The sequence below is a fragment of the Pseudomonas qingdaonensis genome, assembly GCF_018398475.1.
GTDB lineage: Bacteria > Pseudomonadota > Gammaproteobacteria > Pseudomonadales > Pseudomonadaceae > Aquipseudomonas > Aquipseudomonas palmensis.
This window is the reverse complement of sequence record NZ_CP074676.1, coordinates 5,753,129-5,778,841: the sequence shown is the minus strand read 5'-3', so window position 1 is coordinate 5,778,841 and position 25,713 is coordinate 5,753,129. Positions and strand designations below refer to the sequence as shown.

General features: G+C 65.4%; 21 protein-coding genes. 14 read left to right on the top strand and 7 right to left on the bottom strand.

Features of this window, described 5'->3' with window-relative positions; genetic code table 11:
• The first annotated feature begins 76 nt into the window (after nucleotides 1-76).
• Nucleotides 77-292 carry a DUF1127 domain-containing protein gene (locus KH389_RS26460; protein ID WP_078480636.1) on the top strand — a complete coding sequence of 72 codons (216 nt, stop codon included), beginning with the start codon at nucleotides 77-79 and terminating at the stop codon, nucleotides 290-292.
• Here the strand turns inward: KH389_RS26460 and KH389_RS26455 are convergent.
• Entirely contained in the window at nucleotides 289-1,566 is a 1,278-nt protein-coding gene (locus tag KH389_RS26455) for an NAD(P)/FAD-dependent oxidoreductase (RefSeq protein WP_213606570.1), read from the bottom strand. The two genes, KH389_RS26460 and KH389_RS26455, sit on opposite strands and share 4 nt — an antisense overlap.
• A 117-nt stretch (nucleotides 1,567-1,683) precedes the next feature.
• On the opposite strand from KH389_RS26455, the gene KH389_RS26450 reads away from it, so the two are divergent.
• Nucleotides 1,684-2,037, top strand: a complete 354-nt coding sequence (locus KH389_RS26450; RefSeq protein WP_043863328.1) for a YkgJ family cysteine cluster protein — start codon at nucleotides 1,684-1,686, stop codon at nucleotides 2,035-2,037.
• A gap of 3 nt (nucleotides 2,038-2,040) precedes the next feature.
• Here KH389_RS26450 and dadR read toward each other — a convergent pair whose 3' ends face one another.
• Nucleotides 2,041-2,529 carry a transcriptional regulator DadR gene (gene dadR / locus KH389_RS26445; protein ID WP_042121505.1) on the bottom strand — a complete coding sequence of 163 codons (489 nt, stop codon included), beginning with the start codon at nucleotides 2,527-2,529 and terminating at the stop codon, nucleotides 2,041-2,043.
• A gap of 156 nt (nucleotides 2,530-2,685) precedes the next feature.
• Between dadR and dadA the strand changes: the two genes are divergently transcribed.
• The 6 genes from dadA (at nucleotide 2,686) to KH389_RS26415 (ending at nucleotide 8,642) form a co-directional block, all read left to right on the top strand.
• A complete protein-coding gene (gene dadA, locus KH389_RS26440) occupies nucleotides 2,686-3,987 on the top strand; it encodes a D-amino acid dehydrogenase (RefSeq protein WP_043863329.1) in 1,302 nt (433 codons plus the stop codon).
• Nucleotides 3,959-4,312 carry a RidA family protein gene (locus KH389_RS26435; protein WP_123753384.1) on the top strand — a complete coding sequence of 118 codons (354 nt, stop codon included), beginning with the start codon at nucleotides 3,959-3,961 and terminating at the stop codon, nucleotides 4,310-4,312. Before dadA ends, KH389_RS26435 begins: the two co-directional genes overlap by 29 nt.
• Before the next feature lie 40 nt (nucleotides 4,313-4,352).
• Complete coding sequence (gene alr / locus KH389_RS26430; RefSeq protein WP_213606569.1) at nucleotides 4,353-5,426, top strand: alanine racemase; 1,074 nt, start codon at nucleotides 4,353-4,355, stop codon at nucleotides 5,424-5,426.
• Nucleotides 5,427-5,534: 108 nt separating this feature from the next.
• Nucleotides 5,535-6,083, top strand: coding sequence for a cupin domain-containing protein (locus KH389_RS26425; RefSeq protein ID WP_043863332.1), 549 nt, complete (start codon nucleotides 5,535-5,537; stop codon nucleotides 6,081-6,083).
• 168 nt (nucleotides 6,084-6,251) lie between these two features.
• Nucleotides 6,252-6,659 (top strand): c-type cytochrome, encoded by a 408-nt coding sequence (locus KH389_RS26420; RefSeq protein ID WP_043863333.1) that lies wholly within the window; start codon nucleotides 6,252-6,254, stop codon nucleotides 6,657-6,659.
• 123 nt (nucleotides 6,660-6,782) lie between these two features.
• Complete coding sequence (locus KH389_RS26415) at nucleotides 6,783-8,642, top strand: acetyl-CoA hydrolase/transferase C-terminal domain-containing protein (protein ID WP_123753385.1); 1,860 nt, start codon at nucleotides 6,783-6,785, stop codon at nucleotides 8,640-8,642.
• Between the two features lie 84 nt (nucleotides 8,643-8,726).
• On the opposite strand, the gene KH389_RS26410 is transcribed toward KH389_RS26415, so the two are convergent.
• Entirely contained in the window at nucleotides 8,727-9,299 is a 573-nt protein-coding gene (locus KH389_RS26410) for a xanthine phosphoribosyltransferase (protein WP_043863335.1), read from the bottom strand.
• Nucleotides 9,300-9,361: 62 nt separating this feature from the next.
• Nucleotides 9,362-11,371 carry a DNA helicase Rep gene (gene rep / locus KH389_RS26405; protein ID WP_043863336.1) on the bottom strand — a complete coding sequence of 670 codons (2,010 nt, stop codon included), beginning with the start codon at nucleotides 11,369-11,371 and terminating at the stop codon, nucleotides 9,362-9,364.
• 265 nt (nucleotides 11,372-11,636) lie between these two features.
• Between rep and KH389_RS26400 the strand changes: the two genes are divergently transcribed.
• On the top strand, nucleotides 11,637-13,301 hold the full coding sequence (locus KH389_RS26400) for a putative bifunctional diguanylate cyclase/phosphodiesterase (protein WP_058541722.1): 1,665 nt from the start codon (nucleotides 11,637-11,639) through the stop codon (nucleotides 13,299-13,301).
• Between the two features lie 59 nt (nucleotides 13,302-13,360).
• Here KH389_RS26400 and KH389_RS26395 read toward each other — a convergent pair whose 3' ends face one another.
• Nucleotides 13,361-14,746: a NorM family multidrug efflux MATE transporter gene (locus tag KH389_RS26395; RefSeq protein WP_058541723.1), complete on the bottom strand. Its 1,386-nt coding sequence runs from the start codon at nucleotides 14,744-14,746 to the stop codon at nucleotides 13,361-13,363.
• Nucleotides 14,747-14,896: 150 nt separating this feature from the next.
• Between KH389_RS26395 and KH389_RS26390 the strand changes: the two genes are divergently transcribed.
• Complete coding sequence (locus KH389_RS26390) at nucleotides 14,897-15,841, top strand: LysR substrate-binding domain-containing protein (protein WP_043863339.1); 945 nt, start codon at nucleotides 14,897-14,899, stop codon at nucleotides 15,839-15,841.
• A 153-nt stretch (nucleotides 15,842-15,994) separates the two neighbouring features.
• Entirely contained in the window at nucleotides 15,995-17,980 is a 1,986-nt protein-coding gene (locus KH389_RS26385; protein ID WP_058541724.1) for a methyl-accepting chemotaxis protein, read from the top strand.
• Nucleotides 17,981-18,042: 62 nt separating this feature from the next.
• On the opposite strand, the gene hglS is transcribed toward KH389_RS26385, so the two are convergent.
• Entirely contained in the window at nucleotides 18,043-19,443 is a 1,401-nt protein-coding gene (gene hglS, locus KH389_RS26380) for a 2-oxoadipate dioxygenase/decarboxylase HglS (protein WP_088514606.1), read from the bottom strand.
• 95 nt (nucleotides 19,444-19,538) lie between these two features.
• Nucleotides 19,539-20,438: a LysR family transcriptional regulator gene (locus KH389_RS26375; RefSeq protein WP_043863342.1), complete on the bottom strand. Its 900-nt coding sequence runs from the start codon at nucleotides 20,436-20,438 to the stop codon at nucleotides 19,539-19,541.
• A gap of 139 nt (nucleotides 20,439-20,577) precedes the next feature.
• Here KH389_RS26375 and amaB point away from each other — a divergent pair, with 139 nt between their 5' ends.
• The 3 genes from amaB to KH389_RS26360 all read left to right on the top strand — a co-directional run bounded on the left by amaB (nucleotide 20,578) and on the right by KH389_RS26360 (nucleotide 25,713).
• Nucleotides 20,578-22,068, top strand: coding sequence for an L-piperidine-6-carboxylate dehydrogenase (gene amaB, locus KH389_RS26370; RefSeq protein WP_043863343.1), 1,491 nt, complete (start codon nucleotides 20,578-20,580; stop codon nucleotides 22,066-22,068).
• A 112-nt stretch (nucleotides 22,069-22,180) separates the two neighbouring features.
• A complete protein-coding gene (amaA, locus tag KH389_RS26365) occupies nucleotides 22,181-23,467 on the top strand; it encodes an L-pipecolate oxidase (protein ID WP_213606568.1) in 1,287 nt (428 codons plus the stop codon).
• A gap of 245 nt (nucleotides 23,468-23,712) precedes the next feature.
• Nucleotides 23,713-25,713, top strand: a complete 2,001-nt coding sequence (locus tag KH389_RS26360) for a DUF4034 domain-containing protein (protein ID WP_213606566.1) — start codon at nucleotides 23,713-23,715, stop codon at nucleotides 25,711-25,713.

Here is a 25,713-nt window from a genome sequence, read left to right as displayed (position 1 = left end):
GGCGGTTGAATCTGTAATGCCTTGCAGCACCCGCGCATCATGGCTGCACGGTTACCCACCCTGGAGGAATGAAGCGATGAACGGCGCGAGCGATGCAGGCCTGCCACTGTGCACCAAAGGCGAGGTGGCGCGACATGAGGCGCCCGCCAGCCCGAGTCGCTGGGCTGTGATGATGCGGCGGTGGCGTTCACGCCATGCGCTGCTGCAGCTCGATGCCGAGCAGCTGCGCGATATCGGCCTGACCCGCGAACAGGCCGTGAAGGAAGGTCTCAGGCCGTTCTGGAGACCCTAGGCCAGTGCCTTGAGGCGGTGCCACAGCATGCCCAGCGCCAACAGCGGCGAGCGCAGGTGCTTGCCGCCAGGGAAGGTGATGTGCGGCACCTGGGCGAACAGGTCGAAGCGCCCGCTCTGCTGGCCGCTGATCGCCTCGCCCAGCAGCCGCCCGGCCAGGTGCGTGGCGTTGAGCCCGTGGCCGGCATAGGCCTGGGCGTAGTAAACGTTGGGCCGGTCGCGCAGGCGGCCGATCTGCGGCAGGCGGTTGGCGCCGATGCCGATCATGCCGCCCCACTGGTATTCGATGCGGGTGTCGGCCAGTTGCGGGAACACCTTGAGCATCTTGGGCCGCATGTAGGCGCCGATGTCCTGCGGATCGCGCCCCGAGTAGTGGCAGGCGCCACCGAACAGCAGGCGCCGGTCGGCCGAGAGGCGATAGTAGTCCACGGTCACCTGCTGGTCGCACACCGCCATGTTCTGCGGCAGCAACTCGTTGGCCAGGGCTTCGCTCAGCGGTTCGGTGGCGATGATGTAGCTGCCGGCTGGCAGCACCTTGCCACTGAGCTCGCGGTCCAGGTCGTTGATGTAGGCATTGCAGCACAGCACCAGCGTGTTCGCCCGCACCGAGCCCTTGGCGGTGTGCACATGCACCTGCGGGCCGTGCTCGATGCGGGTGACACGGGAATGCTCGAACACCTGCACGCCCAGCTGGCGCGCGGCCTCGGCCTCGCCCAGCGCCAGGTTCAGCGGGTGCAGGTGCCCCGAGCCCATGTCCACCAGGCCGCCGGCGTAGCGACGCGAGCCGACCACCGTGTGCATCTGGTCGGGATGCACCAGGCGCAGCTCATGGGTGTAGCCCAGTCCGCGCAGCTCGTCGATCTCTTCGCTGAAGCCCTCGAATTCCCGTGGCTTGTTGGCCAGGTCGCAATAGCCCCAGGTCAGGTCGCAGTCGATGGCATGGCGTTCGATGCGCTGGCGCACGATGTCCACTGCCTCCAGGCCCATCAGTTTGAGGCTGCGCACTCCCTCGCTGCCGATCACCGGGGTGAACTGGTCCAGGCCGTGTCCGACCCCGCGAATCAGCTGCCCGCCATTGCGTCCACTGGCGCCCCAACCGATCTTGTGCGCTTCGAGCAGCACCACGCTCAGGCCGCGTTCGGCCAGTTCGATGGCGGTATTGAGGCCCGAAAAGCCGCCGCCCACCACGCACACATCACAGTTCAGCTCGCCTTGCAGGGGCGGGTACGCCGGTTGCCCGGCGCTGTGGGCAGCGTAGTAGGAAGTGGTATGCACGTTTGAAGGATCCTGGTAGGGCTGTGTGGAAAATTTGACACAGCATAGGCGGTGCTTTGATCGGCAGGCAACCGTGGGGCAAAATGGCGCTTCAGCCTTTCCCGCCACGAGTCTGCCATGAGTTGCAACAGTCACAAGATCCGCTTCCTGCGTGAGCAGATCCCGTCGTTCGCCTGCGTGCCGGGCTGCCACGATTGCTGCGGCCCGGTGACCACCTCCAGCGAGGAAATGGCGCGCCTGCCACGCAAGAGCGCGGCCGAGCAACAGGCCGCGCTGGATGAGCTCAACTGTGTGCACCTGGGCCCCGAGGGCTGCACCGTGTACGAGGAGCGGCCGCTGATCTGCCGCCTGTTCGGCACCACCCCGCGCCTGCCGTGCCCCAATGGTCGCGGCCCTGCCGAGATGATCGACCCGCAGGCCGAGCGCCTGGTGCACCAGTACATCGCCAGCACCCGCCAGGTGCTGGTGTAAGGCTCAGTCCGGAATCGGCAGGTTGAGGCTTTCCTTCACCTCTTCCATCACGATGTAGCTCTTGGATTCGCGCACGTGCGGCAGCTTGAGCAGGATGTCGCCCAGCAGCTTGCGGTACGAGGCCATCTCCGAGATGCGCGCCTTCACCAGGTAGTCGAAATCGCCCGATACCAGGTGGCATTCCAATACGTGGGGCAGCTTGAGCACCGCGCGGCGAAACTCTTCGAAAGTGTCCCCCGACTTGTAGTCCAGGCTGATCTCGACGAACACCAGCAGGCTGCCCTTGAGGTGCTGTGGGTTGAGCCGGGCGTTGTAGCCCATGATGATGCCTTCGCGCTCCAGACGCCGGACCCGCTCGGTGCACGGGGTGGTCGACAGGCCGACCTTCTCGCCCAGTTCGGTGAACGAGATGCGCCCGTCGGTCTGCAGGATGCGCAGGATGTTGCGGTCGATCTTGTCCAGTTCACGTTTGCTTTGATGCTGGGTTCTCATAGTGGATGCCCCTCCGTAAAAGCCGACCCTGCCGAGAATTCTCGCCAAATATAGGCTTTTATATAGTGAAAAGCACTGCCTCTACCTTCCTATACTGCGCCCATCCATGCCTTAAACAACAAATGTGTGCGGTACGCCGCCTCGAGGGATAACAACATGCGCGTTCTGGTACTTGGTAGCGGCGTCATCGGGACCGCCAGTGCCTACTATCTGGCTCGTCAGGGGTTTGAAGTGGTGGTGGTCGATCGCCAGCCGGCGGTGGCCATGGAAACCAGCTTCGCCAACGCTGGCCAGGTATCGCCGGGTTACGCCTCGCCCTGGGCTGCACCCGGTGTGCCGCTCAAGGCCATCAAGTGGCTGCTCGAGCGCCACGCCCCGCTGGCCATCAAGGCCACCGCCGACATCGACCAGTACCTGTGGATGGCGCAGATGCTGCGCAACTGCACGGCCAACCGCTATGCGGTGAACAAGGAGCGCATGGTGCGCCTGTCCGAGTACAGCCGCGACTGCCTCGACGAGCTGCGTGCCGAAACCGGCATTGCCTACGAAGGCCGCACCCTGGGCACCACCCAGTTGTTCCGCACCCAGGCGCAACTGGACAACGCGGCCAAGGATATCGCCGTGCTGGAACAGTCCGGTGTGCCCTACGAGCTGCTCGACCGCGACGGCATTGCCCGCGTGGAGCCTGCCCTGGCCAATGTCACCGACATCCTCGCCGGTGCCCTGCGCCTGCCCAACGACCAGACCGGCGACTGCCAGCTGTTCACCACGCGCCTGGCCGAAATGGCGCGCGACCTGGGCGTGGAATTCCGCTTCGGGCAGAACATCGAGCGCCTCGATCACGCGGGCGACCGGGTCAACGGCGTATGGATCGACGGCAAGCTGGAAACCGCCGATCGCTACGTGCTGGCCCTGGGCAGCTACTCGCCGCAACTGCTCAAGCCGCTGGGCATCAAGGCCCCGGTGTACCCGCTCAAGGGCTACTCGCTGACCGTGCCGATCACCGACCCGGCCATGGCCCCGACCTCGACGATTCTCGACGAGACCTACAAGGTCGCGATCACCCGCTTCGACAACCGCATCCGCGTCGGCGGCATGGCCGAGATCGCCGGTTTCGACCTGTCGCTCAACCCGCGTCGGCGCGAAACGCTGGAGATGATCGTCAACGACCTTTATCCTCGCGGCGGCGACCTGAGCCAGGCCAGCTTCTGGACCGGCCTGCGCCCGACCACCCCCGACGGCACGCCGATCGTGGGCGCCACGGCGTTTCGCAACCTGTTCCTGAACACCGGCCACGGCACCCTCGGCTGGACCATGGCGTGCGGTTCGGGTCGCCTGCTGGCCGACCTGATGGCGCGCAAGAAGCCGCAGATCAGCGCCGAAGGCCTCGACATTTCCCGCTACAGCAACAGTCAGGAGACTGCAAAGCATGTCAATCCAGCGCCAGCTCACCAATGAGCGCATGAGCCAGATCGTTACCCACAACGGCACCGTCTACCTGTCGGGCCAGGTGGGTAATGACCTGAACGGCGACGTCGGCCAGCAGACCCGCGAGGTGCTGGCCAACATCGAGCGGCTGCTGGACCTGGCCGGTACCGACAAGAGCCGCGTGCTGTCGGCGACCATCTACCTCAACGACATCGACACCCAGTTCCAGGCCATGAACACGGTGTGGGACCAGTGGCTGGCCAAAGGCAATGCCCCGGCCCGCGCCACCGTTCAGGCCCGGCTGTGCAATCCGCAGATGCTGGTCGAGATCTCGATCGTCGCCGCCCTGCCGTAATCCGTTTCCCAACTCACCCGACTGCCAGAAGGCTGCCGTCATGCGTCCCGCCCGTGCCCTGATCGATCTTCAAGCGCTGCGCCACAACTATCAACTCGCCCGCGAACTGACCGGCGCCAAGGCGCTGGCCGTGATCAAGGCCGACGCCTACGGGCACGGCGCGGTGCGCTGCGCCCAGGCGCTGGAGGGCGAGACCGACGGGTTCGCCGTGGCTTGCATCGAAGAGGCGCTGGAGCTGCGTGCTGCCGGCATCAAGGCCCCGGTGCTGCTGCTCGAGGGCATTTTCGAAGCCAGCGAGCTGCCCCTGATTGCCGAGCAGGACCTGTGGTGCGTGGTGCATTCGCTGTGGCAGCTCGAAGCCATCGAACAGGCCGGCCTGACCCGCCCGATCACCGTGTGGCTCAAGCTCGACACCGGCATGCACCGCGTCGGCCTGCACCCCAAGGACTACCACGGCGCCTACCAGCGTCTGCTGGCCAGCGGCAAGGTGGCGCGCATCGTGCTGATGAGCCACTTCGCCCGTGCCGACGAACTCGACAGCACGGCCAGCAGCGAGCAGGTGGCGGTGTTCGAAGCCGCGCGCCAGGGCCTGAGTGCCGAGGTCAGCCTGCGCAACTCGCCGGCCGTGCTGGGCTGGCCGCAGGTGCCCAGCGACTGGGTGCGTCCGGGCATCATGCTGTATGGCGCCACGCCCTTCGAGGTGCCGCAGGCCCAGGCTCAGCGCCTGCAGCCGGTGATGACCCTGGAATCCAAAGTGATCTGCGTGCGCGAACTGCCGGCCGGCGAGCCGGTGGGCTACGGTGCGAAATTCATCAGCCCGCGCCCCACCCGCGTGGGCGTGGTCGCCATGGGCTATGCCGACGGCTACCCGCGCCTGGCACCCACCGGTACCCCGGTGCTGGTGGCCGGCAAGCGCAGCCAGTTGATTGGCCGCGTGTCGATGGACATGCTGTGCATCGACCTCACCGATGTGCCCGAGGCCGGGCTGGGCAGCCCGGTGGAGTTGTGGGGCAAGCACGTGCTGGCCAGCGACGTGGCGATCCAGGCGGGCACCATCCCGTATCAGATCTTCTGCAACCTGCGTCGGGTGCCGATGGTGTACAGCGGCAATTGAGGCGCCAAAGCGGACGGGCTGCGGGTCGAAGTGTTGTAAATACTGAACGCTGTTGCGATGATACCGTTCAATTTCGACCCCACGTGTTCGTTTAGGAGGGCCCAGGCCTTGGACGTCGGTGAACGACTGCAAGCCATTCGCAAGCTCAAAGGCCTGTCTCAACGCGAGCTGGCCAAGCGGGCGGGCGTGACCAACAGCACCATCTCGATGATCGAGAAGAACAGCGTGAGCCCTTCGATCAGCTCGCTGCGCAAGGTGCTGGGCGGTATTCCGATGTCGATGGTGGAGTTCTTTTCCGAAGAGCTGCAGCCCGAGAACCCGACCCAGATCGTGTACAAGGCCAACGAACTGATCGATATATCCGACGGCGCAGTCACCATGAAGCTGGTCGGCAAGGCCCACGCCAGCCGCGCCATTGCCTTTCTAAACGAGATCTACCCGCCCGGTGCCGACACCGGCGAAGAGATGCTCACCCACGACGGCGAAGAGACCGGCATTCTGCTCGAAGGGCGCCTGGAGCTGGTGGTGGGGCTTGAAACCTTCATCCTCGAGGCGGGCGACAGCTACTATTTCGAGAGCACCAAGCCGCATCGATTCCGCAATCCCTACGATGAGCCGGCCCGGCTGATCAGTGCCGCCACCCCGGCCAACTTCTGAGCCCACGCGCGTCGCCAATGCGCGGCGGATTGTCGCGGCTAAACCCCTTTGGTCTTTAGGGTTGTTTCGGTGAGGCGGGGTTCCCGCTATACTTGCGCGGCCTGCGAAACCGTGGCCGCGGGCGTGACTAGCCACCATGAGGGTGTACGCGTGAATCTAATCAAGACAATGCTGGCCGTACCAGCAGCCGTAGTAGCCCTATGGGCCGTCAACGCCCAGGCTGTGACCAATGACGACATCGCCAAGCGGCTGGAGCCGGTCGGTCAGGTGTGTGTACAAGGGCAGGAATGCAAGGGCATGGAAGTGGCCGCCACTGCCGGCGGTGGCGGTGCCAAGACCCCGGATGAAGTCATCGCCAAGCACTGCAACGCGTGCCATGGCAGCGGTCTGCTGGGCGCACCGAAGATCGGCGATACCGCCGCCTGGAAAGAGCGCGCCGACCACCAGGGCGGCCTGGACGGCATCCTGGCCAAGGCCATCACCGGCATCAACGCCATGCCGCCAAAAGGCACCTGTGCCGACTGCTCGGATGACGACCTCAAGGCCGCCATCGAGAAGATGTCCGGCCTCAAGTAAGCCCGACGCTGCAGCTACAAGGCCCGCCACGTGCGGGCTTTGTCGTTTCTGACGCTGGCCATTGCAGCAAACGCGGGGCATGCTCGGTCCAACCCTGGAATCACGGATGCCTAGGAGGCCGAGATGGCGCACCGCTGTTCGATCGAGATCGCCGTGGACGAAGTGCTGGCGCGTTTGCCGGCGCACATCCACATGGGCCTGCCACTGGGCCTGGGCAAGCCCAACCGCTTCGTCAATGCGCTGTATGCACGGGTGCGTGAGCTGCCCGAGCGGCAACTGACCATCTACACCGCACTGAGCCTGGGCCGCCCGGACCTGGGTGACGGCCTGCAGCGGCGCTTTCTCGAACCCTTCGTGGAGCGCGTGTTCGCCGACTACCCCGAACTCGACTACCTGCAGGACCTGCGCCGCGACCGGTTGCCGGCCAACATCCGCGTCGAGCAGTTCTTCATGCAGCCGGGCAGCATGCTGCACAGCCACATGGCCCAGCAGGACTACGTCAGCAGCAACTACAGTCATGCGGCCCGCGACATCAATGCCAAGGGCCTGAACCTGGTGGCGCAGATCGTTGCCGCCCACCCCGAGCGCCCCGGGCACCTGAGCCTGAGCTGCAACCCCGACATCACCCTCGACCTGCTGCCGATGATCGCGCGCCGGCGTGCAGCCGGTGAAACCATCCTGATGCTGGGGCACGTGCACGACGAGCTGCCCTACATGCCGGGCGACAGCGAACTGGCGCAGGACGATTTCGACCTGTTGATCGACGCCCCGGAAACCACTCGGCTGTTCTCCACGCCGAACATGCCCGTCACCACCCAGGACCACTTCATCGGCGTGCACGCCAGCACCCTGGTGCGCGACGGCGGCACCCTGCAGATCGGCATCGGCGCCATGGGCGATGCGCTGGCCGCCGCGTTGCTGGCGCGCCAGGGGGATGCGCCGGAGTACCAGGCGCTGCTCGCCGACCTCGACCTGGCGCCCTGGCAGGTGCTGATCGAGCGTGAAGGCGGCACTGCGCCGTTTGCCCAGGGCCTGTATGGCTGCAGCGAGATGTTCGTGAACGGATTGCTCGCGCTGGCGGAGGCGGGCGTGGTGCGCCGGCCGGTGGCCGACGGGGTGCTGGTGCATGGCGGTTTCTTCCTCGGGCCGCAGGCGTTCTACCAGCGCCTGCGCGAGATGCCGCTGGCGCAGCGCAAATCCTTTGCCATGCACGCGATCAGCTTCATCAACGAGCTGTACGGCGACGAGGCCCTCAAGCGCGAACAGCGCCGCGATGCACGATTCATCAACACGGTGTTCACCATGACCCTGATGGGGGCGGGGGTGGCCGACCAGCTCGAGGACGGTCGCGTACTGAGCGGGGTGGGCGGGCAGTACAACTTCGTCGCCCAGGCCCACGCGCTGGAAGGCGGGCGTTCCATCCTGCTGCTGCGCAGCTGGCGCGAAGCCGGCGGGGAGGTCAGTTCCAACCTGCTGTGGACCTACGGGCACTGCACCATCCCGCGGCATCTGCGCGATATCGTGGTGACCGAATACGGCATTGCCGACCTGCGCGGGCAGACCGACGCCGAGGTGATTGCGCGGTTGCTGGCGATCAGCGATTCGCGGTTTCAGCCCGGGCTGATGGAGCAGGCGAAAAAGGCCGGCAAGCTGGCGCAGGATTTCGAGCTGGATGCGCGCTTCACGCAGAACACGCCGCAGCGGCTGGAGGCATTGCGTGGGCGGCATGCGCGGTTGTTTGCCGAGTATCCGCTGGGCAGCGATTTCACCGCTGAAGAGAAGGACCTGCTGCGCGCGCTGAACTGGCTCAAGAGCAAGTTCAAGTTGAGCGAGGCGCTGGAGCTGGGCAAGGCGGCACTGGATGCGCCGGGGCCGGAGCGGTATCCCGAGCATCTGCGGCGCATGGGCCTGAGCGAGCCGGACGGGCTGAAGGAGGACCTGTACCAGCGGTTGCTGCTGGCGGCTTTGCAAACTACCGCGTAGAACGCTTTCGCCGGCAAGGCCGGCTCCTGCAGGCGGTGGAGCACCTGTAGGAGCCAGCCTTGCTGGCGAAGCGGTCGGTAAGCCTTACTCGATAAAGCTGACCACACCACCGTCCAGCGACTTCACCCGGGCCAGCGACTCGACGCGATAGCCCTGGCTGTCCAGCTCGGCACGTCCGCCCTGGAACGACTTCTCGATCACGATGCCCAGCCCGGCCACGGTTGCGCCGGCCTGCTTGATGATCGAGATCAGCGCCTGCGACGCCTTGCCGTTGGCCAGGAAGTCGTCGATCACCAGCACGCGGTCGCTGCTGTTGAGGTGACGCGGCGAAATCGCCACGGTGTTCTCGGTCTGCTTGGTGAACGAGTACACCGAAGCCACCAGCAGGTTCTCGGTCAGGGTCAGCGACTGGTGCTTGCGGGCGAAGATCACCGGCACGCCCAGCTTCAAACCGGTCATCACCGCCGGGGCAATCCCCGAGGCCTCGATGGTGACGATCTTGGTCACGCCCGCATCGGCGAACAGACGGGCGAACTCGTCGCCAATCAGTTGCATCAGCGCAGGGTCGATCTGATGGTTGAGAAACGCATCGACTTTGAGAACCTGATCGGAAAGCACGATGCCTTCTTCGCGAATCTTCTGGTGCAGTGCTTCCACTGGTGTAATTCCTCGATGTAGCCAAAAGGCCCCGGCAACAAGCCAGGGCAAAGGTGGATTATCTATCGTTTGAGCATGGCGCGGATATCGGCCAGGGCCGTATTGCCACGCACGGCTTTGACTTCCGTGGGTGTATCGTCCAGGCCTTCCCAGGCCAGGTCGTCATCGGGCAATTCATCGAGGAAGCGGCTTGGCGCGCAATCGATGATCTCGCCGTACTGCTTGCGCTTGGCGGCAAAGGTGAAGGCCAGGGTCTGGCGTGCGCGGGTGATGCCCACGTAGGCCAGGCGCCGCTCCTCCTCGATGGTGTCGGCCTCGATGCTGGAGCGGTGCGGGAGGATTTCCTCTTCCATGCCCATGATGAACACGTAGGGAAACTCCAGACCCTTGGAGGCATGCAGCGTCATCATCTGCACGCCCTCGGCGCCTTCTTCCTCTTCCTGCTGGCGTTCGAGCATGTCGCGCAACACCAGCTTGCCGATGGCTTCCTCGATGGTCATGCCGCCTTCCTCGTCCTTCTCGAGGGTGTTTTTCAACGCCTCGATCAGGAACCAGACGTTGCCCATGCGAAAGTCCGCGGCCTTGTCACTGGAACTGTTGGTACGGATCCAGTTCTCGTAGTCGATGTCGGTCACCATGCTGCGCAGCGCGGCGATCGGGTCTTCCAGCGCGACCTGCTCGCGCACCTTGTCCATCCAGCGTTTGAAGCGCTGCAGGCGATCGGTGAAGCGGCTGTCCAGATGCTCGCCCAGGCCCAGCTCCTCGCTGGCGGCATACATCGACACCTTGCGCTCGGTGGCGTAGTTGCCGAGTTTTTCCAGGGTGGTGGAGCCGATTTCGCGGCGCGGCACGTTGATCACGCGCAGGTAGGCGTTGTCGTCGTCCGGGTTCACCAGCAGGCGGAAGTAGGCCATCAGGTCTTTTACTTCCTGGCGCCCGAAGAAACTGTTACCGCCCGACAGGCGGTAGGGGATCTGGTGGTGCTGCAGCTTCAGCTCGATCAGCTTGGCCTGGTAGTTGCCGCGGTAGAGGATGGCGAAGTCGCTGTACGGGCGGTCGGTACGCAGGTGCAGGCTGAGGATCTCCATGGCCACGCGCTCGGCCTCGGCTTCCTCGTTCTTGCAGCGGATCACGCGGATCTCGTCGCCGTGGCCCATCTCGCTCCACAGCTGCTTCTCGAAGGCGTGGGGGTTGTTGGAGATCAGCACGTTGGCGCAGCGCAGGATGCGGCTGGTGGAGCGGTAGTTCTGCTCCAGCATCACCACCTTCAGGGACGGGTAGTCGTCCTTGAGCAGCATCAGGTTTTCAGGGCGCGCGCCACGCCAGGCATAGATCGACTGGTCGTCGTCGCCCACCACGGTGAACTGGTTGCGCGTACCGATCAGCATCTTCACCAGCAGGTACTGGCTGGCGTTGGTGTCCTGGTATTCGTCCACCAGCAGGTAGCGCACCTTGTTCTGCCACTTCTGCAGAATGTCGGGGTGGTCCTGGAACAGCTTGACCGGCAGCAGGATCAAGTCGTCGAAGTCGACCGCGTTGAACGCCTTGAGCGTGCGCTGATAGTGCGCATACACGATGGCGGCGGTCTGCTCCTTGGGGTTGCGCGCGTTCTCCAGGGCCTCGGGCGGCAGGATCAGGTCGTTCTTCCAGGCGCCGATCATGTTCTTGATCTCGTCGACGCCATCGTCCCCGGAGTATTCCTTCTGCATGATGTCGGTCATCAGGGCCTTGACGTCGGTTTCGTCGAAAATCGAGAAACCCGGCTTGAAGCCCAGCCGTTCATGCTCCTTGCGAATGATGTTCAGGCCAAGGTTGTGGAAGGTCGATACCGTCAGGCCGCGCCCCTCGCCGCCGCGCAGCAGGGTGCCCACGCGCTCCTTCATCTCGCGCGCCGCCTTGTTGGTGAAGGTCATGGCCACGATGTACTGGGCACGGATGCCGCAGTTCTGGATCAGGTGGGCGATCTTGCGCGTGATCACGCTGGTCTTGCCGGAGCCAGCACCGGCGAGCACCAAAAGAGGGCCGCCGACGTAGCTCACGGCTTCCTGTTGCCGGGGGTTGAGTCGGGACATGACGTTAACCGGGGGTCGCTGAAAAATAGCCGGGCATTTTAGCAGGCGCAGAGCAATTGTGCCGCGACCGTCTGACAGTGTGACGTACCACGCGATCTTAATTTGCCGCTTTTGATACTTTCCCGCAGGATGCGTGGCGAAATACCGCGGGATCAGGACGAAGGAATGTCGTGAGTTAAAGTGAAAACCATTTACATTTGATGGTTCAGGATCGAGCATCCCGCCCACATCGTCATTGACCGCGTTCTCGTGCTAAGGAGCCAGCTTGTCTACGCTTGTCGAACCGTTGCGTCTGCTTCTGCTGGCGGACGGGCCGCACTGGGCCGTTGCCCTTGGTGAATGCCTGCTGCCGCTGGGCGGTGGCGCGGTGCTGGTGACCGCACCCGGCTGGGACGCGGTCGACAGCCTGTTCGCCCGCGACCGCAACGCGCTGGTGCTGGCCACCCCGGGCTTGCAGCCGGCGCCCGGGCGTTGCGACCTGCCCATGGTGCTGCTGCTGGAGCAGGAGCCGCCCGAGGCGCCGCCGGGTGTGAGCGACTGGCTGGTGTTCGAGCAGTTGAGCGGCGACATGCTGCGCCGCTGCCTGCGCCATGTGCGCGAGCGGGGTGTGCTCGAAGCCACCCTGCAGCGCCTGGCCGAGCAGGACCCGCTGACCGGCATTGCCAACCGCCAGGGTTTCCAGACCCTGTTGGCCGCGCGCCTGGCCGAAAACGACGGGCGCGGTGTGGCCCTCGGGCACCTGGACCTGGACAACTTCCGCCACGCCAACGATGCCCTCGGCCACCAGGCCGGTGACCGCCTGATCCTGCAGGTGGTCAGCCGGCTCAAGCGCCAGCTCGAGGCAGGCGATCAGGTGGCGCGCCTGGGCAGCGACGAATTCGCCCTGCTGATCGACACCCGGCGCGAGCCGCAGCGTGCCGAGTGGATGGCCGAGCGCATCACCGAGGCCCTGGCCGAACCCTACTGGATCGACGGCGAAAGCCTGCTGCTGGGGTGCAGCCTGGGCGTGGCGCATGCCCGTGCGCAGGCTGGTGCCGATCCGCTGATGTGGCACGCGCACATCGCCATGCAGCAGGCCAAGAGCACCCAGGGCTGCACCTTTCACATCTTCAACGAGCGCATCAACCGCAACGCACGCAGCCTGGCCGACCTGGAAAGCGAGCTGCGCCGAGGCCTGCGCCGCGACGAACTGGAACTGCACTACCAGCCACGCCTGGACCTGAGCGACGGGCGCATTGTCGGCCTGGAGGCACTGGTGCGCTGGCGCCACAGCGAGCGTGGCCTGCTGCCACCGAGCGAGTTCGTGCCGCTGGCCGAGCAGAGCGGGCTGATCGTGCCGCTGGGCTACTGGGTGATCTCGCGTGCCCTGCGCGACATGCAGGCACTGCGCGAGCAGGGGCTGGCGCCATTGCACATGGCGGTCAACCTGTCATTTCGCCAGTTTCAGGACAGCCAGCTGCTGGCCACGCTGGGGCGGCTGATCGTCGAGCACGGGGTGGATGCGGGCTGGCTGGAGTTCGAACTGACCGAGACCGCAGTGATGCGGCGCAACGACCTGGTCAAGCAGACGATGGACGCGCTGGGACGCTTGGGGGTGCGGTTTTCGCTGGATGACTTCGGCACCGGCTTTTCGTCGTTCGTGCACCTGAACAGCCTGCCGATCGCCCTGCTCAAGGTCGACCGCAGCTTTGTCGGTGGCATGGAGCAGCGCGAAGAGAACCGCAAGCTGGTGCACGCCATGATCAACCTGGCGCACAACCTGAACCTGGAGGTGGTGGCCGAGGGCGTGGAGACCGAGGAACAGCTGGCGTTGCTGCGCAGCTTTGGCTGCGACCAGGTGCAGGGCTTTCTGATCAGCCGGCCGTTGCCGATCGAGCAACTGGTCGAGTATCTGGTGCAGGGGGCGGGGCAGGGCGCAGTGGCGCTGTAGCCCCCGTCGCCGGCATGCGCGAAACAGGGTAGGAGCCGGCCTTGCCGGCGAACAGGCCCTCAAGGTTGTACAGAAACCTGTGCCATCTGCGAACTGCCCAGCAACCGCCGCATCCGCCACTCGAACGCCACCGTCAGCCCGATTGCCGCACACGCCAACCCCAGCGCCAGCCCCCACCACACGCCTACCGCGCCGCCGCCCATGGGAAACGCGAACACCCACGCCGCCGGTGCGCCGATCAGCCAGTACCCGGCCAACCCCACCAGGAACGTGGTCTTGGCGTCCTTGAGCCCGCGAATAGAGCCCATCGCGATGGTCTGAATACCGTCGAACAGCTCGAACCACGCCGCCACCATCAACAGGCTCACCGCCACCCGGATCACATCGGCGAAGGCCGGGTCCTGGCGGTCCAGAAACAGCCCCACCAGCGCCTCGGGCATCAGCCAGAACAGCAGCGAGAAACCGAGCATCATCGCCGCGCCAAAACCGATGCCCACGCGCCCGGCCTGACGCGCCGCCAGCAGGCGGTCGGCGCCGTAATGCAGGCCCACACGCATGGTCACCGCGTATGACAGGCCCGCCGGGATCATGAACGCGGTCGAGACGATCTGCAGGGCGATCTGGTGCGCGCCCAGGTCGGTGGTGCCCATGGTGCCGATGCACAGCGCTGCGAAGGCAAACAGCCCGACCTCCACGGTGTAGGTGCCGCCAATCGGCAGGCCCAGGCGCCACAGCTCGCGCAACGCCGGCAGGTGCGGGCGGCTCAGGCCCTGGCGTATCGGGAAGTCCGCGTAGGCCGGGTGGCGGCGGATGTACAGCGCCAGTGCGATGGCCATGGCATTGGCCACCAGCGCGGTCACCAGGCCGATGCCCATCAGGCCCAGCTTCGGCAGGCCGAACATGCCTTCGATCAAGGCGTAGTTGAGCAGGAAATTGACCACGGTGCCGACCAGGCTGATCACCATCACCGGCGTCGAACGCCCCAGTGCACTGGTGAACCCGCGCAACGCCATGAAGCTCAGGTAGCCGGGCAGGGCCAGCGGCAGCACCAGCAGGAACTGGCTGGCAAAAGCCACGTTGCCAGGTGTCTGGCCCAGCATCAGCAGCACCGGCGACAGGTTCCAAAGCACCAGCGCGGCGACGATGGCCATGCCCCAGGCCAGCCACAGCCCGGCCTGGGTCAGGCGCGTGGCACCGGGGTTGTCGCCCGCACCCTGGCGAATCGCGACCAGGGTACCGACGGCGGCAATCACTCCCAGGCAGAAGATCGACACGAAGGAATAGCTGGCCGCGCCCAGCCCGCCACCAGCCAGGGCCTCGGGGCTGATTTTGGCCATCATCAGGGTGTCGGTGAGCAGCATCAGCATGTGCGCCAACTGCGAGGCGATCAGCGGCCCGGCCAGCCGTAGCAATGCCTTGAGTTCGGTAACGGGCGCAGCCTGCATGATGCAGCTCCTGAAAAGGGAAGGGTGAGCCGTGGATTCTCGGCCTTTGCGGGCCATTGCACAAAAGGATAAAAACGATCATTGGCATGATTAAAACTCATGTGAGTATGATCCGTGCCAACCCGTATTTCATTGCTGGAGCACGCCCGCATGTCACGCCGTTTACCGCCTCTCTACGCCTTGCGGGCGTTCGAGGCCGCTGCCAGGCACAGTTCGTTCACCCGTGCCGCCGATGAGTTATCGATAACCCAGAGCGCGGTCAGCCGGCACATCCGCACGCTGGAGGAGCACTTCGCCTGCCGGCTGTTTCTGCGCAATGGCCGCACCCTGCAGTTGAGCGAGGCGGCGCGCCTGCTGTTGCCCGGTGTGCGCGAGGGTTTCGCCGCACTTGAGCGTGCCTGCAACACCCTGCACAGCGAAGATGGGGTGATCCGCATGAAGGCCCCTTCGACCCTGACCATGCGCTGGCTGCTGGCGCGCCTGAGCCGTTTTCGCCACTTGCAGCCGGGCAACGAGGTGCAGCTCACCAGTGCCTGGATGGACGTCGACCATGTGGATTTCAACCATGAACCCTTCGATTGCGCAGTGCTGTTGGGCGACGGGCATTTTCCGCCGGACTGGGAAGTCAGCCCGCTGTTCCCTGAACTGCTGATACCGGTGGGTGCGCCCGCGCTGCTTGATCAGACGCCCTGGGACGTGGAGCAGTTGAAGGCCTGCGAACTGCTGCATCCCACGCCCGACAAGCGCGACTGGCGCAGCTGGCTGGCGCAGATGGGGCTGACCGAACAGGTCTCGCTCAAGGGCGGCCAGGTGTTCGATACCCTCGAGCTGGGCATGATCGCTGCCGCGCGAGGGTATGGTGTGTCGATGGGGGACTTGCTGATGGTGGCCGAGGATGTCGCCCAGCGGCGCCTGAGCCTGCCCTGGCCGACGGCGGTGGCCAGCGGCCTGAATTACTACCTGGTGTGGCCACGCACGCGTCCCGGTGGCGAGCGTCTGCGCCGGCTCAGCGACTTCCTGCAGGGCGAGGCCCGTGCGATGGACCTGCCCAAGGTGCAGATACTGGGGGCAAATGAGCCCAACATCGGCGATTGAACGTTTGCGCAGAATATCCCTGTGATGCACTCAAGTAATCGATGACGCCGCCGAATCAGTGGGGTCGAGAGCCGCAACCAGAATGGCTCCACTTCCCCATGCCGACGGTGCAGCGTGATCAGGATGATCCGGCCCCCATTGCCAGGAGCTTCCATGTCCCAACCCCGTGCCCGAATTGCCTCGCAACTCGGTATTGCCCTGGCCGCCGTGCTGGCGGTCGTCATTACCGGCAGTACGCTGTTTGCCCTGCGCTCGCTCGACAGCGCCAACCTGATCACCCGCCAGGAACACCTGGCCAGCGAGGCACGGCTGCTCGCCGACCAGCTCGACACGTTCCACAGCACCTTGCGCGAGAGTACCCAGCGCCTCAGTGGCCTGTTCGAAAAACGCTTTGCCGGCGGGCTGCGGCTTGCCTCCGACCAGTCACTCAGCGTGGCCGGAGTGGCCACGCCGGCGCTGTACCTGGCGGACCATGCGCTGAACAACGATTTTCGCGAGGTTGACGACTTTCGCCAGATGACGGCGGGTGTTGCCACCGTGTTCGTGCGCAGCGGTGAGGACTTCATTCGTATCAGCACATCGCTGACCAAGCAGGACGGCAGCCGCGCCATCGGCACTCAGCTCGATCACCAGCACCCGGCCTACGCGCGGCTGATGGCCGGGCAGCCCTACGTGGGGCGTGCCGTGCTGTTCGAGCGCTCGTACATGACCCAGTACACACCGGTGCGTGACGTGTCGGGACGGGTCATCGCGGTCCTGTTCGTCGGCTTCGACTATACCGACGCGCAGAACGCCCAGTTCGACAACCTCCGACGCTTCCGTATCGGCCAGACGGGGTCGCTGGCGCTGCTGGACGAACAGCAACACTGGTTGGTGGCGCCGGCAGGTGTCAGCGACACGGCACTGGCTGCCCACCAACTGGGCGGGTTTGCCGCGCATGCAGGGGAAGGGCGCTTCTGGAACGATGGGGTCGAAACCCTCTACAGCGTGGCCATGCCCTTTGCCGACGGCCCGTGGACAGTACTGGCAAGCATGCCCAAGGCCGAAATTCGTGCCGTGACCTGGAGCGTGGGCGCAAGGTTGGCCATTGGCAGCCTGCTGGCCATGATGCTGGCGGTGGGCGCCACCCTGTGGCTGCTGCGCCGCAAGCTGCGGCCGCTGGCCGACCTGGTGCGTCAGGCCCAGGCCCTGGGCGCGGGCGACCTGAGTGCCCGCCTGGCGGTGGCCAGCCACGACGAAATCGGCCAACTGGCGCGCAGTTTCAATCAGATGAGCGAAGCGCTGGCGAGCACTGTGCTGCACATTCGTGATGCCTCGCAGCAGGTCAGCCAGCGTGCCCAGGCGCTGGCGGGGCTGTCGTCGGGTGCTTGCGAGGGCATGGAGCAGCAGTCGGGCGAAATCACCAGCATGGCCGGTGCAGTCGAGGAGTTCAGCGCCACCTCCCTGAACATCGCTGACAACATGGGCAGCACCGAACGCATGGCCCAGGACAACGCGCAGCAGACGCGCATTGGCCGTGCGTCGATGGACGAAGCGTCCACCTCGTTGCAGCAGATCGCGCAGGCGCTGGGCAGCACCGCGACAGTGATCGATACCCTTGGGGTGCGCTCGAAGGAGATTGGCGGCATTGTCGGCACCATCACCTCGATTGCCGAGCGGACCAACCTGCTGGCGCTGAACGCGGCCATCGAGGCGGCACGGGCGGGCGAGCAGGGGCGCGGGTTCGCCGTGGTGGCGGACGAGGTGCGCAACCTGGCGGCGCGCACCCGCGAAGCCACCGACGAGATCTCCGGCATGATCGCCAGCATTCAGCAGGAGACCGGCAACGCCATCAGCACCATGGAGCAGGGCAACCGCTTGATGGAGGACGGCTTGCAACGCAATGCCAAGGTCGCCGAGGCCTTGGCGCGCATCGACGAGCAGAGCCGGGCGGCGGGGCAGCAGTTTGCCGCGATCACCACCGCGACTCAGGAGCAGAGCAGCACGGCGACGTTGCTGAGCAGCAACTTGCAGAGTATTGCGCTGGCCAACAGCGAGCAGCGCGAGGTGGCAGCCAACCTGGCGGCTACGGCGCGGGAGCTGGAGGGCTTGGCGGGGCAGCTGCGGGCAGAAGTGGGGCGGTTTGAGGTGGGGCATTGAGGGCCCCTTCGCCGGCAAGGCCGGCTCCTGCAGTGTAGGAGCCGACCTTGCCGGCGAAGCTGTTAAATCAGCCCAGGCAGGTTCAACGCCTGCGCACACGCTGCCAGCGAGCGCCGCTCGCTCTCGGCATACAGCGCCAGCTCATCCTGCACCGACTTGCCCAGAGCCTGCTCGAACGCGTCGCGGTTGGCATTGCTGCCGTACTCGCTCTGCGCGCCTTCGCCCAGGTTGGACTGGAAGATCCCCGCCGCACTCACCGGCAGGAAGTCCTCGTAGACCAGGGCTTCGAAGTGCACATGCCCGGCTTCGATCAACGCGCTCAGCGAGGTCGGCCGCTGCGCCTGGTCGCGGGCACTCAGGCCGGCTTCGGTCGGGAAGTAGCGGAAGTACGCCAGCCCCTGCTCGCGCATCTGCGCCAGGTCGTCCGGGAAGGCTTCGAAACGCTTGCCCAGCAGGCTCATGTAGCGCTCGGCATTGGCCTCGGCCGGCACGCCGCCCAGGTCGGCCCGCGCTGCGTCCAGCAACTGGTCATACAGCACGCGACCCTTGGGGGTCAGCGCCGCGCCGCGTTGCTCGATCTCGCCGAAGCGTGCGGTATGGCTGCCCCCTTCGCTGCCCTGCTGGTCGGTGAATGCCACGCGCTCCTGCAAGGCCTTGAAGCTGGTCTGACGCAACAGGATCGGGCAACGACGCGGTGGCGGGCCCTCGATCACGGCCTTGGGCGGAATGCCCTTGGCCGGCATGCCGACCTGGATCGCATCGATGTCCAGGGTGCGCGGCGTCAGGTGGTTGATGTGCGGGCCCTTGAAGGCCACCACATCGGCGATCAGGCGGTGCTGGTCGTGCAGTTGCTGGTACTGCTCGGCCGTGACCGTGGCGTCGTGGTGCCAGCGGAAGGTGTGCAGTGCTTCATTGACGAACGCCTCGGCGTCGGCGGCATTCAGGCCTGCGTCGGCTTCGAACTGGGCAATCAGCTGCAAGGCACGCGGGGTGAAGATCTGCCGCTTGGCCAGGATCGATGCGGCCAGCTCGCGCAGGGCCGGGTTGTCGATCAGCTCCAGGCGCAGCAGCGAGGTGAACACGCGGAACGGGCTGATGTGCAGCGACTGCTCGTGCACCGCGCGAAACGCGGTGGAGTGCACCGGTACGCCGGCCGAGCTGAGGTCGTAGTAGCCCACCGGGTACATGCCCATCACCGCGAACAGGCGGCCGATGGTCGCCAGTTCCTGGGCGGTGCCGACGCGGATGGCGCCGTGGCGTTCCTGGTCCAGGCGTTCGATCTCGCCGGTCCAGCGTAGCGCCTCGGCCACCTTGGGCTGCTGGGTCATCACCTGTTGGTTGATCTCGCTCACCAGTTCCAGCAGGGTGCCGTAGAGCGGCACCTCCTGCTTGTACATGAGCGACATGGCCGCGGAAAACTGCGCGCGAATGCTGTCCGGGCTGACGAAATCTTGAGCGGGCATCGAAAGCTTCCTGGTGGTAAAAGTCACCCTTACATGAAAGCGAGGAATGCAGGCCGGGCACAAGCGAAAAAAATTCGAGGGATCATTCCTGTAATTCAGGACCTCGGCGCGGTCGCCTGTTCACGGATCCATTCCACCAGGCTGCGCACCTTGGGTACCTCGGCGGCATGCTCGGCGAACGCCACAAAGTACGCGCCGCTGCTGCGCATCGCGTAGGGCCACGGTATCACCAGCTTGCCCTCGGCCAGTTCCTGCTCCACCAGATAGCGCGGCACCAGCGCCACGCCGCAGCCCGATAACGCGGCGCCCACGCACATATAGAAGGTATCGAAGCGCGGGCCGTGGTAGCTGTTGGCCGAGTGCAGGCCCTGTTCCAGAAACCACTCGTGCCAGGCCTCCGGGCGCGAGGTGCTTTGCAGCAACACGCGCTCGGCCAGCTCGCCGGCCTCGGTCAGGGTATGCCCCTGCAGCAGTTCCGGGGCGCACACCGGCACCACCTCGTCGCCGAACAGCTCGATGCACGTGGCCCCCGGCCAGGTGCCCTGGCCATAGAAGAACACCACGTCGGCGGTGTTCTGCAGCAGGGCGAAAGGCTCCATCTCGTTGCAGATATCCAGGTGTATATTCGGGTAGCGCTTGCCGAAGCCCTTCAGGTGCGGGATCAGCCAGCGCACGCCGAAGCTCGGCTGGGTGGCCACCTTGAGCACTTCGGTCTGCTGACCGTAGGACAGGATGTAGCGGCTGGACATGTCGACCTGGGTGAGGATCTTGTTCACCTCGGCCAGGTACAGCGCGCCCGCCGGGGTCAGCTGCAGGCGTCGGCGGATCCGCAGGAACAGGTGATGGCGCAGCATGTCTTCGAGCTGCGCCACCTGCTTGCTCACCGCGCTCTGGGTCAGGTGCAGCTCTTGCGCAGCGCGGGTGAAGCTCAGGTGTCGGGCGGCCGCCTCGAAGCATTGCAGGGCGGCCATCGACGGCACCAGACGTTTGGACATAGCGGTATCACTCACCCGTCGAATCATTACCTGGCGGAATGATGTGCAGAATAAAGGTCGTTTGTAGCGCCAGAGTGATCGGATTAATACTGATCCCATCACCAATTACAACCACTCACCGCCTTGCAGGAGAAGAATAATGGTTGATGGATTGCTCGACCGCCTGGGTGTACCGGCCTCTGCCTACACCCATGGCAACCATCCCGTTCACACCCCGATCGACGGCAGCGCGATTGCCTCGGTGCACCTGGAGTCCAAGGCTCAGGTACTGGGCAAGATCGAACAGGCCGAACAGGCCTTCCTGGCCTGGCGCAACGTGCCGGCGCCGCGTCGCGGTGAGCTGATCCGCCTGTTTGGTGAAGTGCTGCGTGAGCACAAGGCGCAACTGGGCGAACTGGTATCCATCGAAGCCGGCAAGATCACCCAGGAAGGCCTGGGCGAAGTGCAGGAAATGATCGACATCTGCGACTTCGCCGTCGGCCTGTCGCGCCAGCTGTATGGCCTGACCATCGCCTCCGAGCGCCCGGGCCACCACATGCGTGAAACCTGGCACCCGCTGGGTGTGGTTGGCGTGATCAGCGCCTTCAACTTCCCGGTGGCCGTGTGGGCGTGGAACACCACCCTGGCGCTGGTATGCGGCAACGCCGTGATCTGGAAGCCATCGGAAAAGACCCCGCTGACCGCACTGGCTTGCCAGGCGCTGTTCGAAAAAGCCCTGAAAGCCTTTGGCGAAGCGCCGCAAGGCCTGGCGCAGCTGATCATCGGCGACCGCGACGCCGGCCAGGCACTGGTCGACGACCCGCGCGTACCGCTGGTAAGCGCCACCGGCAGCACCCGCATGGGGCGCGAAGTCGGCCCACGCGTGGCGGCACGCTTCGGTCGCAGCATCCTCGAGCTGGGTGGCAACAACGCAATGATCCTGGCCCCGAGCGCCGACCTGGACCTGGCCGTGCGCGGCATTCTGTTCAGCGCCGTGGGTACCGCCGGGCAGCGCTGCACCACCCTGCGTCGCCTGATCGTGCACCGCTCCATCAAGGACGAAGTGGTGGCCCGCGTCAAAGCCGCCTACGCCAAGGTACGTATCGGCGACCCGCGCCAGGACAACCTGGTCGGCCCGCTGATCGACAAGGGTTCGTTCACCGCCATGCAGGACTCCCTGGCCCGTGCCCGTGATGAAGGCGGCAGCGTGTTCGGCGGCGAGCGCCAGTTGCAGCAGCAGTACCCGGATGCCTACTACGTGAGCCCGGCGATCGTCGAGATGCCTGGTCAGAGCGAGGTGGTGCGCCATGAAACCTTCGCGCCGATTCTCTACGTGCTGGCCTATGACGAATTCGATGAAGCGCTGCGCCTGAACAACGAAGTGCCACAGGGCCTGAGCTCGTGCATCTTCACCACCGACCTGCGTGAGGCCGAGCGCTTCCAGAGCGCGGCGGGCAGCGACTGCGGCATCGCCAACGTCAACATCGGCACCAGCGGTGCCGAGATCGGTGGCGCGTTCGGTGGCGAGAAAGAGACCGGCGGTGGCCGTGAGTCGGGTTCTGATTCGTGGAAGGCCTACATGCGTCGTCAGACCAACACCGTGAACTACTCGCGCGAGCTGCCGCTGGCGCAGGGCATCGTGTTCGACTGATAACCGCGTCGGCCCCTTCGCCGGCAAGGCCGGCTCCTACCGCAACCGTGTAGGGGCCGGCCTTGCCGGTGAAGGGTGCTTCCCGTTCCAAGGCCAACCAACGGAGGCGGCCATGACCGACCTGCGTCAAGAATGTCTGTGGGAGTTCGTCACTCCGCCTGCGGCGCCTGCCGCCGCACTGACGGCACAGATCAAGGCCGATGTGTGCGTGATCGGCGGGGGTATCACCGGTCTGTGCACGGCCATCAACCTGCTCGAGCAGGGCAAGTCCGTCGCGCTGCTCGAAGCCCGTGTCATCGGCCATGGTGGCTCGGGGCGCAACGTCGGGCTGGTCAATGCCGGCACCTGGATCCGCCCCGACGATGTCGAGGCCACCCTGGGCCAGCAACAGGGCAGCCGCCTGAACAAGGTACTGGGTGAAGCCCCGGCCGAGGTGTTCGCCATGATCGAACGCCTGGGCATCGACTGCCAGGCACGCAACGAAGGCACCCTGCACATGGCGCACAACGCCAACGGCGTAGCCGACCTGCAGTCGCGTCACCAGCAATGGAGCCGACGCGGTGCCGACGTCGAACTGCTGACCGGTGCGCAGTGCCAGGAATACTGCGGTACCGACAAGATTTCCGCCGCGCTGCTCGACCGCCGCGCCGGCACCATCAACCCCATGGGCTACACCCGGGGCCTGGCCGCTGCGGTACGCCGGCTGGGTGGGCAGGTGTTCGAGCAGTCCGCTGTCACCGGGCTCACCCGCGAAGGCAGCGCCTGGCTGGTGAAGACTGCCCAGGGCGCGGTCAGCGCCGACAAGGTGGTGATCTCCACCGGTGCCTATACCGAGGGCGACTGGACCGCGTTGCAGAAGCAGTACTTTCGCGGCTACTACTACCAGGTGGCTTCCAAGCCCCTGCAGGGCGCTGCGGCCGACAACGTGCTCAAGCACGGCCAGGGCTCGTGGGACACGCGCACGGTGCTCAGCAGCATCCGTCGCGACGACCAGGGCCGCCTGCTGCTGGGCAGCATGGGCCGGGTCGACAACAAGCCGGCGTGGTTCGTGCGCAGCTGGGCCGACCGCATCCAGGGGCACTACTTCCCGCAACTGGGCAAGGTCGACTGGGAAATGCACTGGACCGGCTGTATCGACTTCACCCCGGACCACCTGATGCGCCTGTTCGAACCGGCCCCGGGCATCGTTGCGGTCACCGGCTACAACGGCCGTGGCAACACCACCGGTACTGTGATCGGCAGGGCCTTCGCACAGTACCTGCTGCAGGACGATCCGGATGCACTGCCGATCCCGTTCGCCCCGATGAAACCGGTATCGGCCCCGTTGCTGCGCACCGGCTTCTACGAAACCGGCTTTTCGCTGTACCACGCCGGGCAGTGCCTGCGCGTGCTGCTGTAACCCCCGCTCCAGTGCGCGGCCATCGACAGGGATGCCCTGGTCGATGGCCTTCGGCATTGCCCGCATGCCGTCCACCTGCCCGCATTTTCAACGCCCCGTACCGCTCGCGCCCGGTCGAGAATCATTAACACCCGCGATTTTTTCAATTGGACTGGATCCAATCGGTAGTGTCGTTTAGCCTTCGCCGCCATCATGAGCGCCTTTGCGCTGAACGCGCTCGCTAAAACGGACTTGAAGGGTGCCACTTGCACAACATTCCCCATATTCGCCTCCACCTGCGTGACCTGGTTCGTACCGAGTCCTTCGCCGAGCTGAACAGCTACTTCGATGCCCTGCAGGCCGAGTGGAGCAGCGCCGAGCCTGGCACCCACCATTATCTGGACACCGCCCGCACCGGCACGCTGTTCGACTTCAGTGTGACCCCGGCGCCGGAGATCGCACGCTTTCTGCAGGCCTGGGTCGCCGCCTGCCCGGATGCCTTCCATCCGCGCCTGTTCCTGGGCAACTACTGCTATGGCCGCGCCGGCAATATCCGCGGCAACGGCTGGGCCAACAGCGTGACCGACGACTGCTGGCTGGGCGCGGCGCTGGCTTGTGAACTGTCGGCGGTGCACCTGCTGGCGGCGCTCGAACGTTCGCCGCAGCCGGTGGCTGCAGGCGTCACCCTGATGGAGCTGTGCGCGCACTTCCACGAGCCGGCGTGGCTGAACGCGCTGTTCGGTGGCGAGCCTGCCAAGGGCATGGCCAGCGACAACCAGGACCCCGAACTGCTGGAGATGGCGGTCGAACACCTGGCCCACTACGGCCTGACGCCCTTGCAACAGGCCCCCACGGCGCTGCCGGCCGGCCTGCCGCAACGCCAGGCGCACGAGATGGACCAGGGGCAGGATTACTGGCTGCACCGCGTGATGGAGTGGCGCCCGGACTGCCTGGAAGCGCTGCTCAACTATGCCAACTACCTGTTGCCGCGCTGGGGCGGCAGCTACGAAGACATCGAAGGCTTTGCCAGCGGGCCGCTGTGCGCCGCGCTGAGCGAAGCGCAGCGCAATGCGATCCGCTGGCTGGCGTTCTACGACATCCACGAGGATTACCCCGCCAAGGAGGAATTCAACGCTGCACGCGAGTACCTCGAGCACTTCGAGGCCTGGCTGCAGCGCGACCTGCTGCCAGCCTACCGCGGTTATGCGCTGGGTTACTTCGGCCAGTTCTGCAGCTATTCGCTGGACAACCAGCCACGTGCGATGGCGATGCAGGTCGCGAGCGTGCAGGCCTTCCCCGAAGGCGAGTACTTCCGCCATGTCGAGGGGCCGTTCCACAGCTTCGTCTACCTCACCATGGTGGCCAACATGGCCGACGAAACCGGTGCCTTCAAGGTGGCGGTCGAGCGCATGTGCGCGATGAACGAGTTGGGCGTGCCGGTGGCGATCAAGGCTGTCGGTCACCAGTTCGGCCTGTGGGGTTTCGACAAGGACCCGCAGTGTGTGCCGGCCTTGCTGGACCGCGCGCGGGTGCTGGGCGAACACGACCTGGGGGACTCGGGCCTGGACATCGTCAGCCTGCCGTCATTCCTGTGGGACGGTGGGCGCCACGACGAGGGTTACTTCCTGGCGGTGCAATGGGGCGAGCGTGGCCTGCCGGGCGCGGCCTATTTCCTGCACGAGGTACACACCGGTGCCCGTGAAGAGGCCCCGCAACGCTATGTGGACGAGGGCGAAAGCCTGCGCTGGCTGGAACGCGGTGCCCAGGACGGCTGCCCGCAGAGCATGTTCAACCTGGCCTGGAAAAAGCTCTTCGACGACGAGCTGGACATGCGTGTGCGTGCCAACCTCGATGAGGTGCTGCGCCTGTTCGAAGGCGCCCGCCAATCGTCGCGGGCAGAACAGCGCGCGCGCATCCGCATCGGCATCCTGCTGCGCGACTTCGGCACTGCCGAAGAACAGCAAACCGGCGTGAAGTACCTGCGTTCGCTGGTCGACTGTGACGATGACTGGGTCTCGGCGCGTACCAGTGCCGAGATCGCACTGGCCTACCTGCGCGGGCAGGGCGTTCAGCAAAGCCGCTTCGCTGCCATCGAGTGGGCGCAGCATGCCGTGACCCAGTTGCCCGACAACGAAGGCATCCAAGAAGTCCAGTACGAGGTGCTCAACTCCCACAGCCTGCTCAAGAGTGTCACCAGCGTGTTCGGTGCGTTCCTGGGGCGTGGCAAGGTCGGCGCCGACGACCTGCCGCCCAAGCCGGCGCAGTAA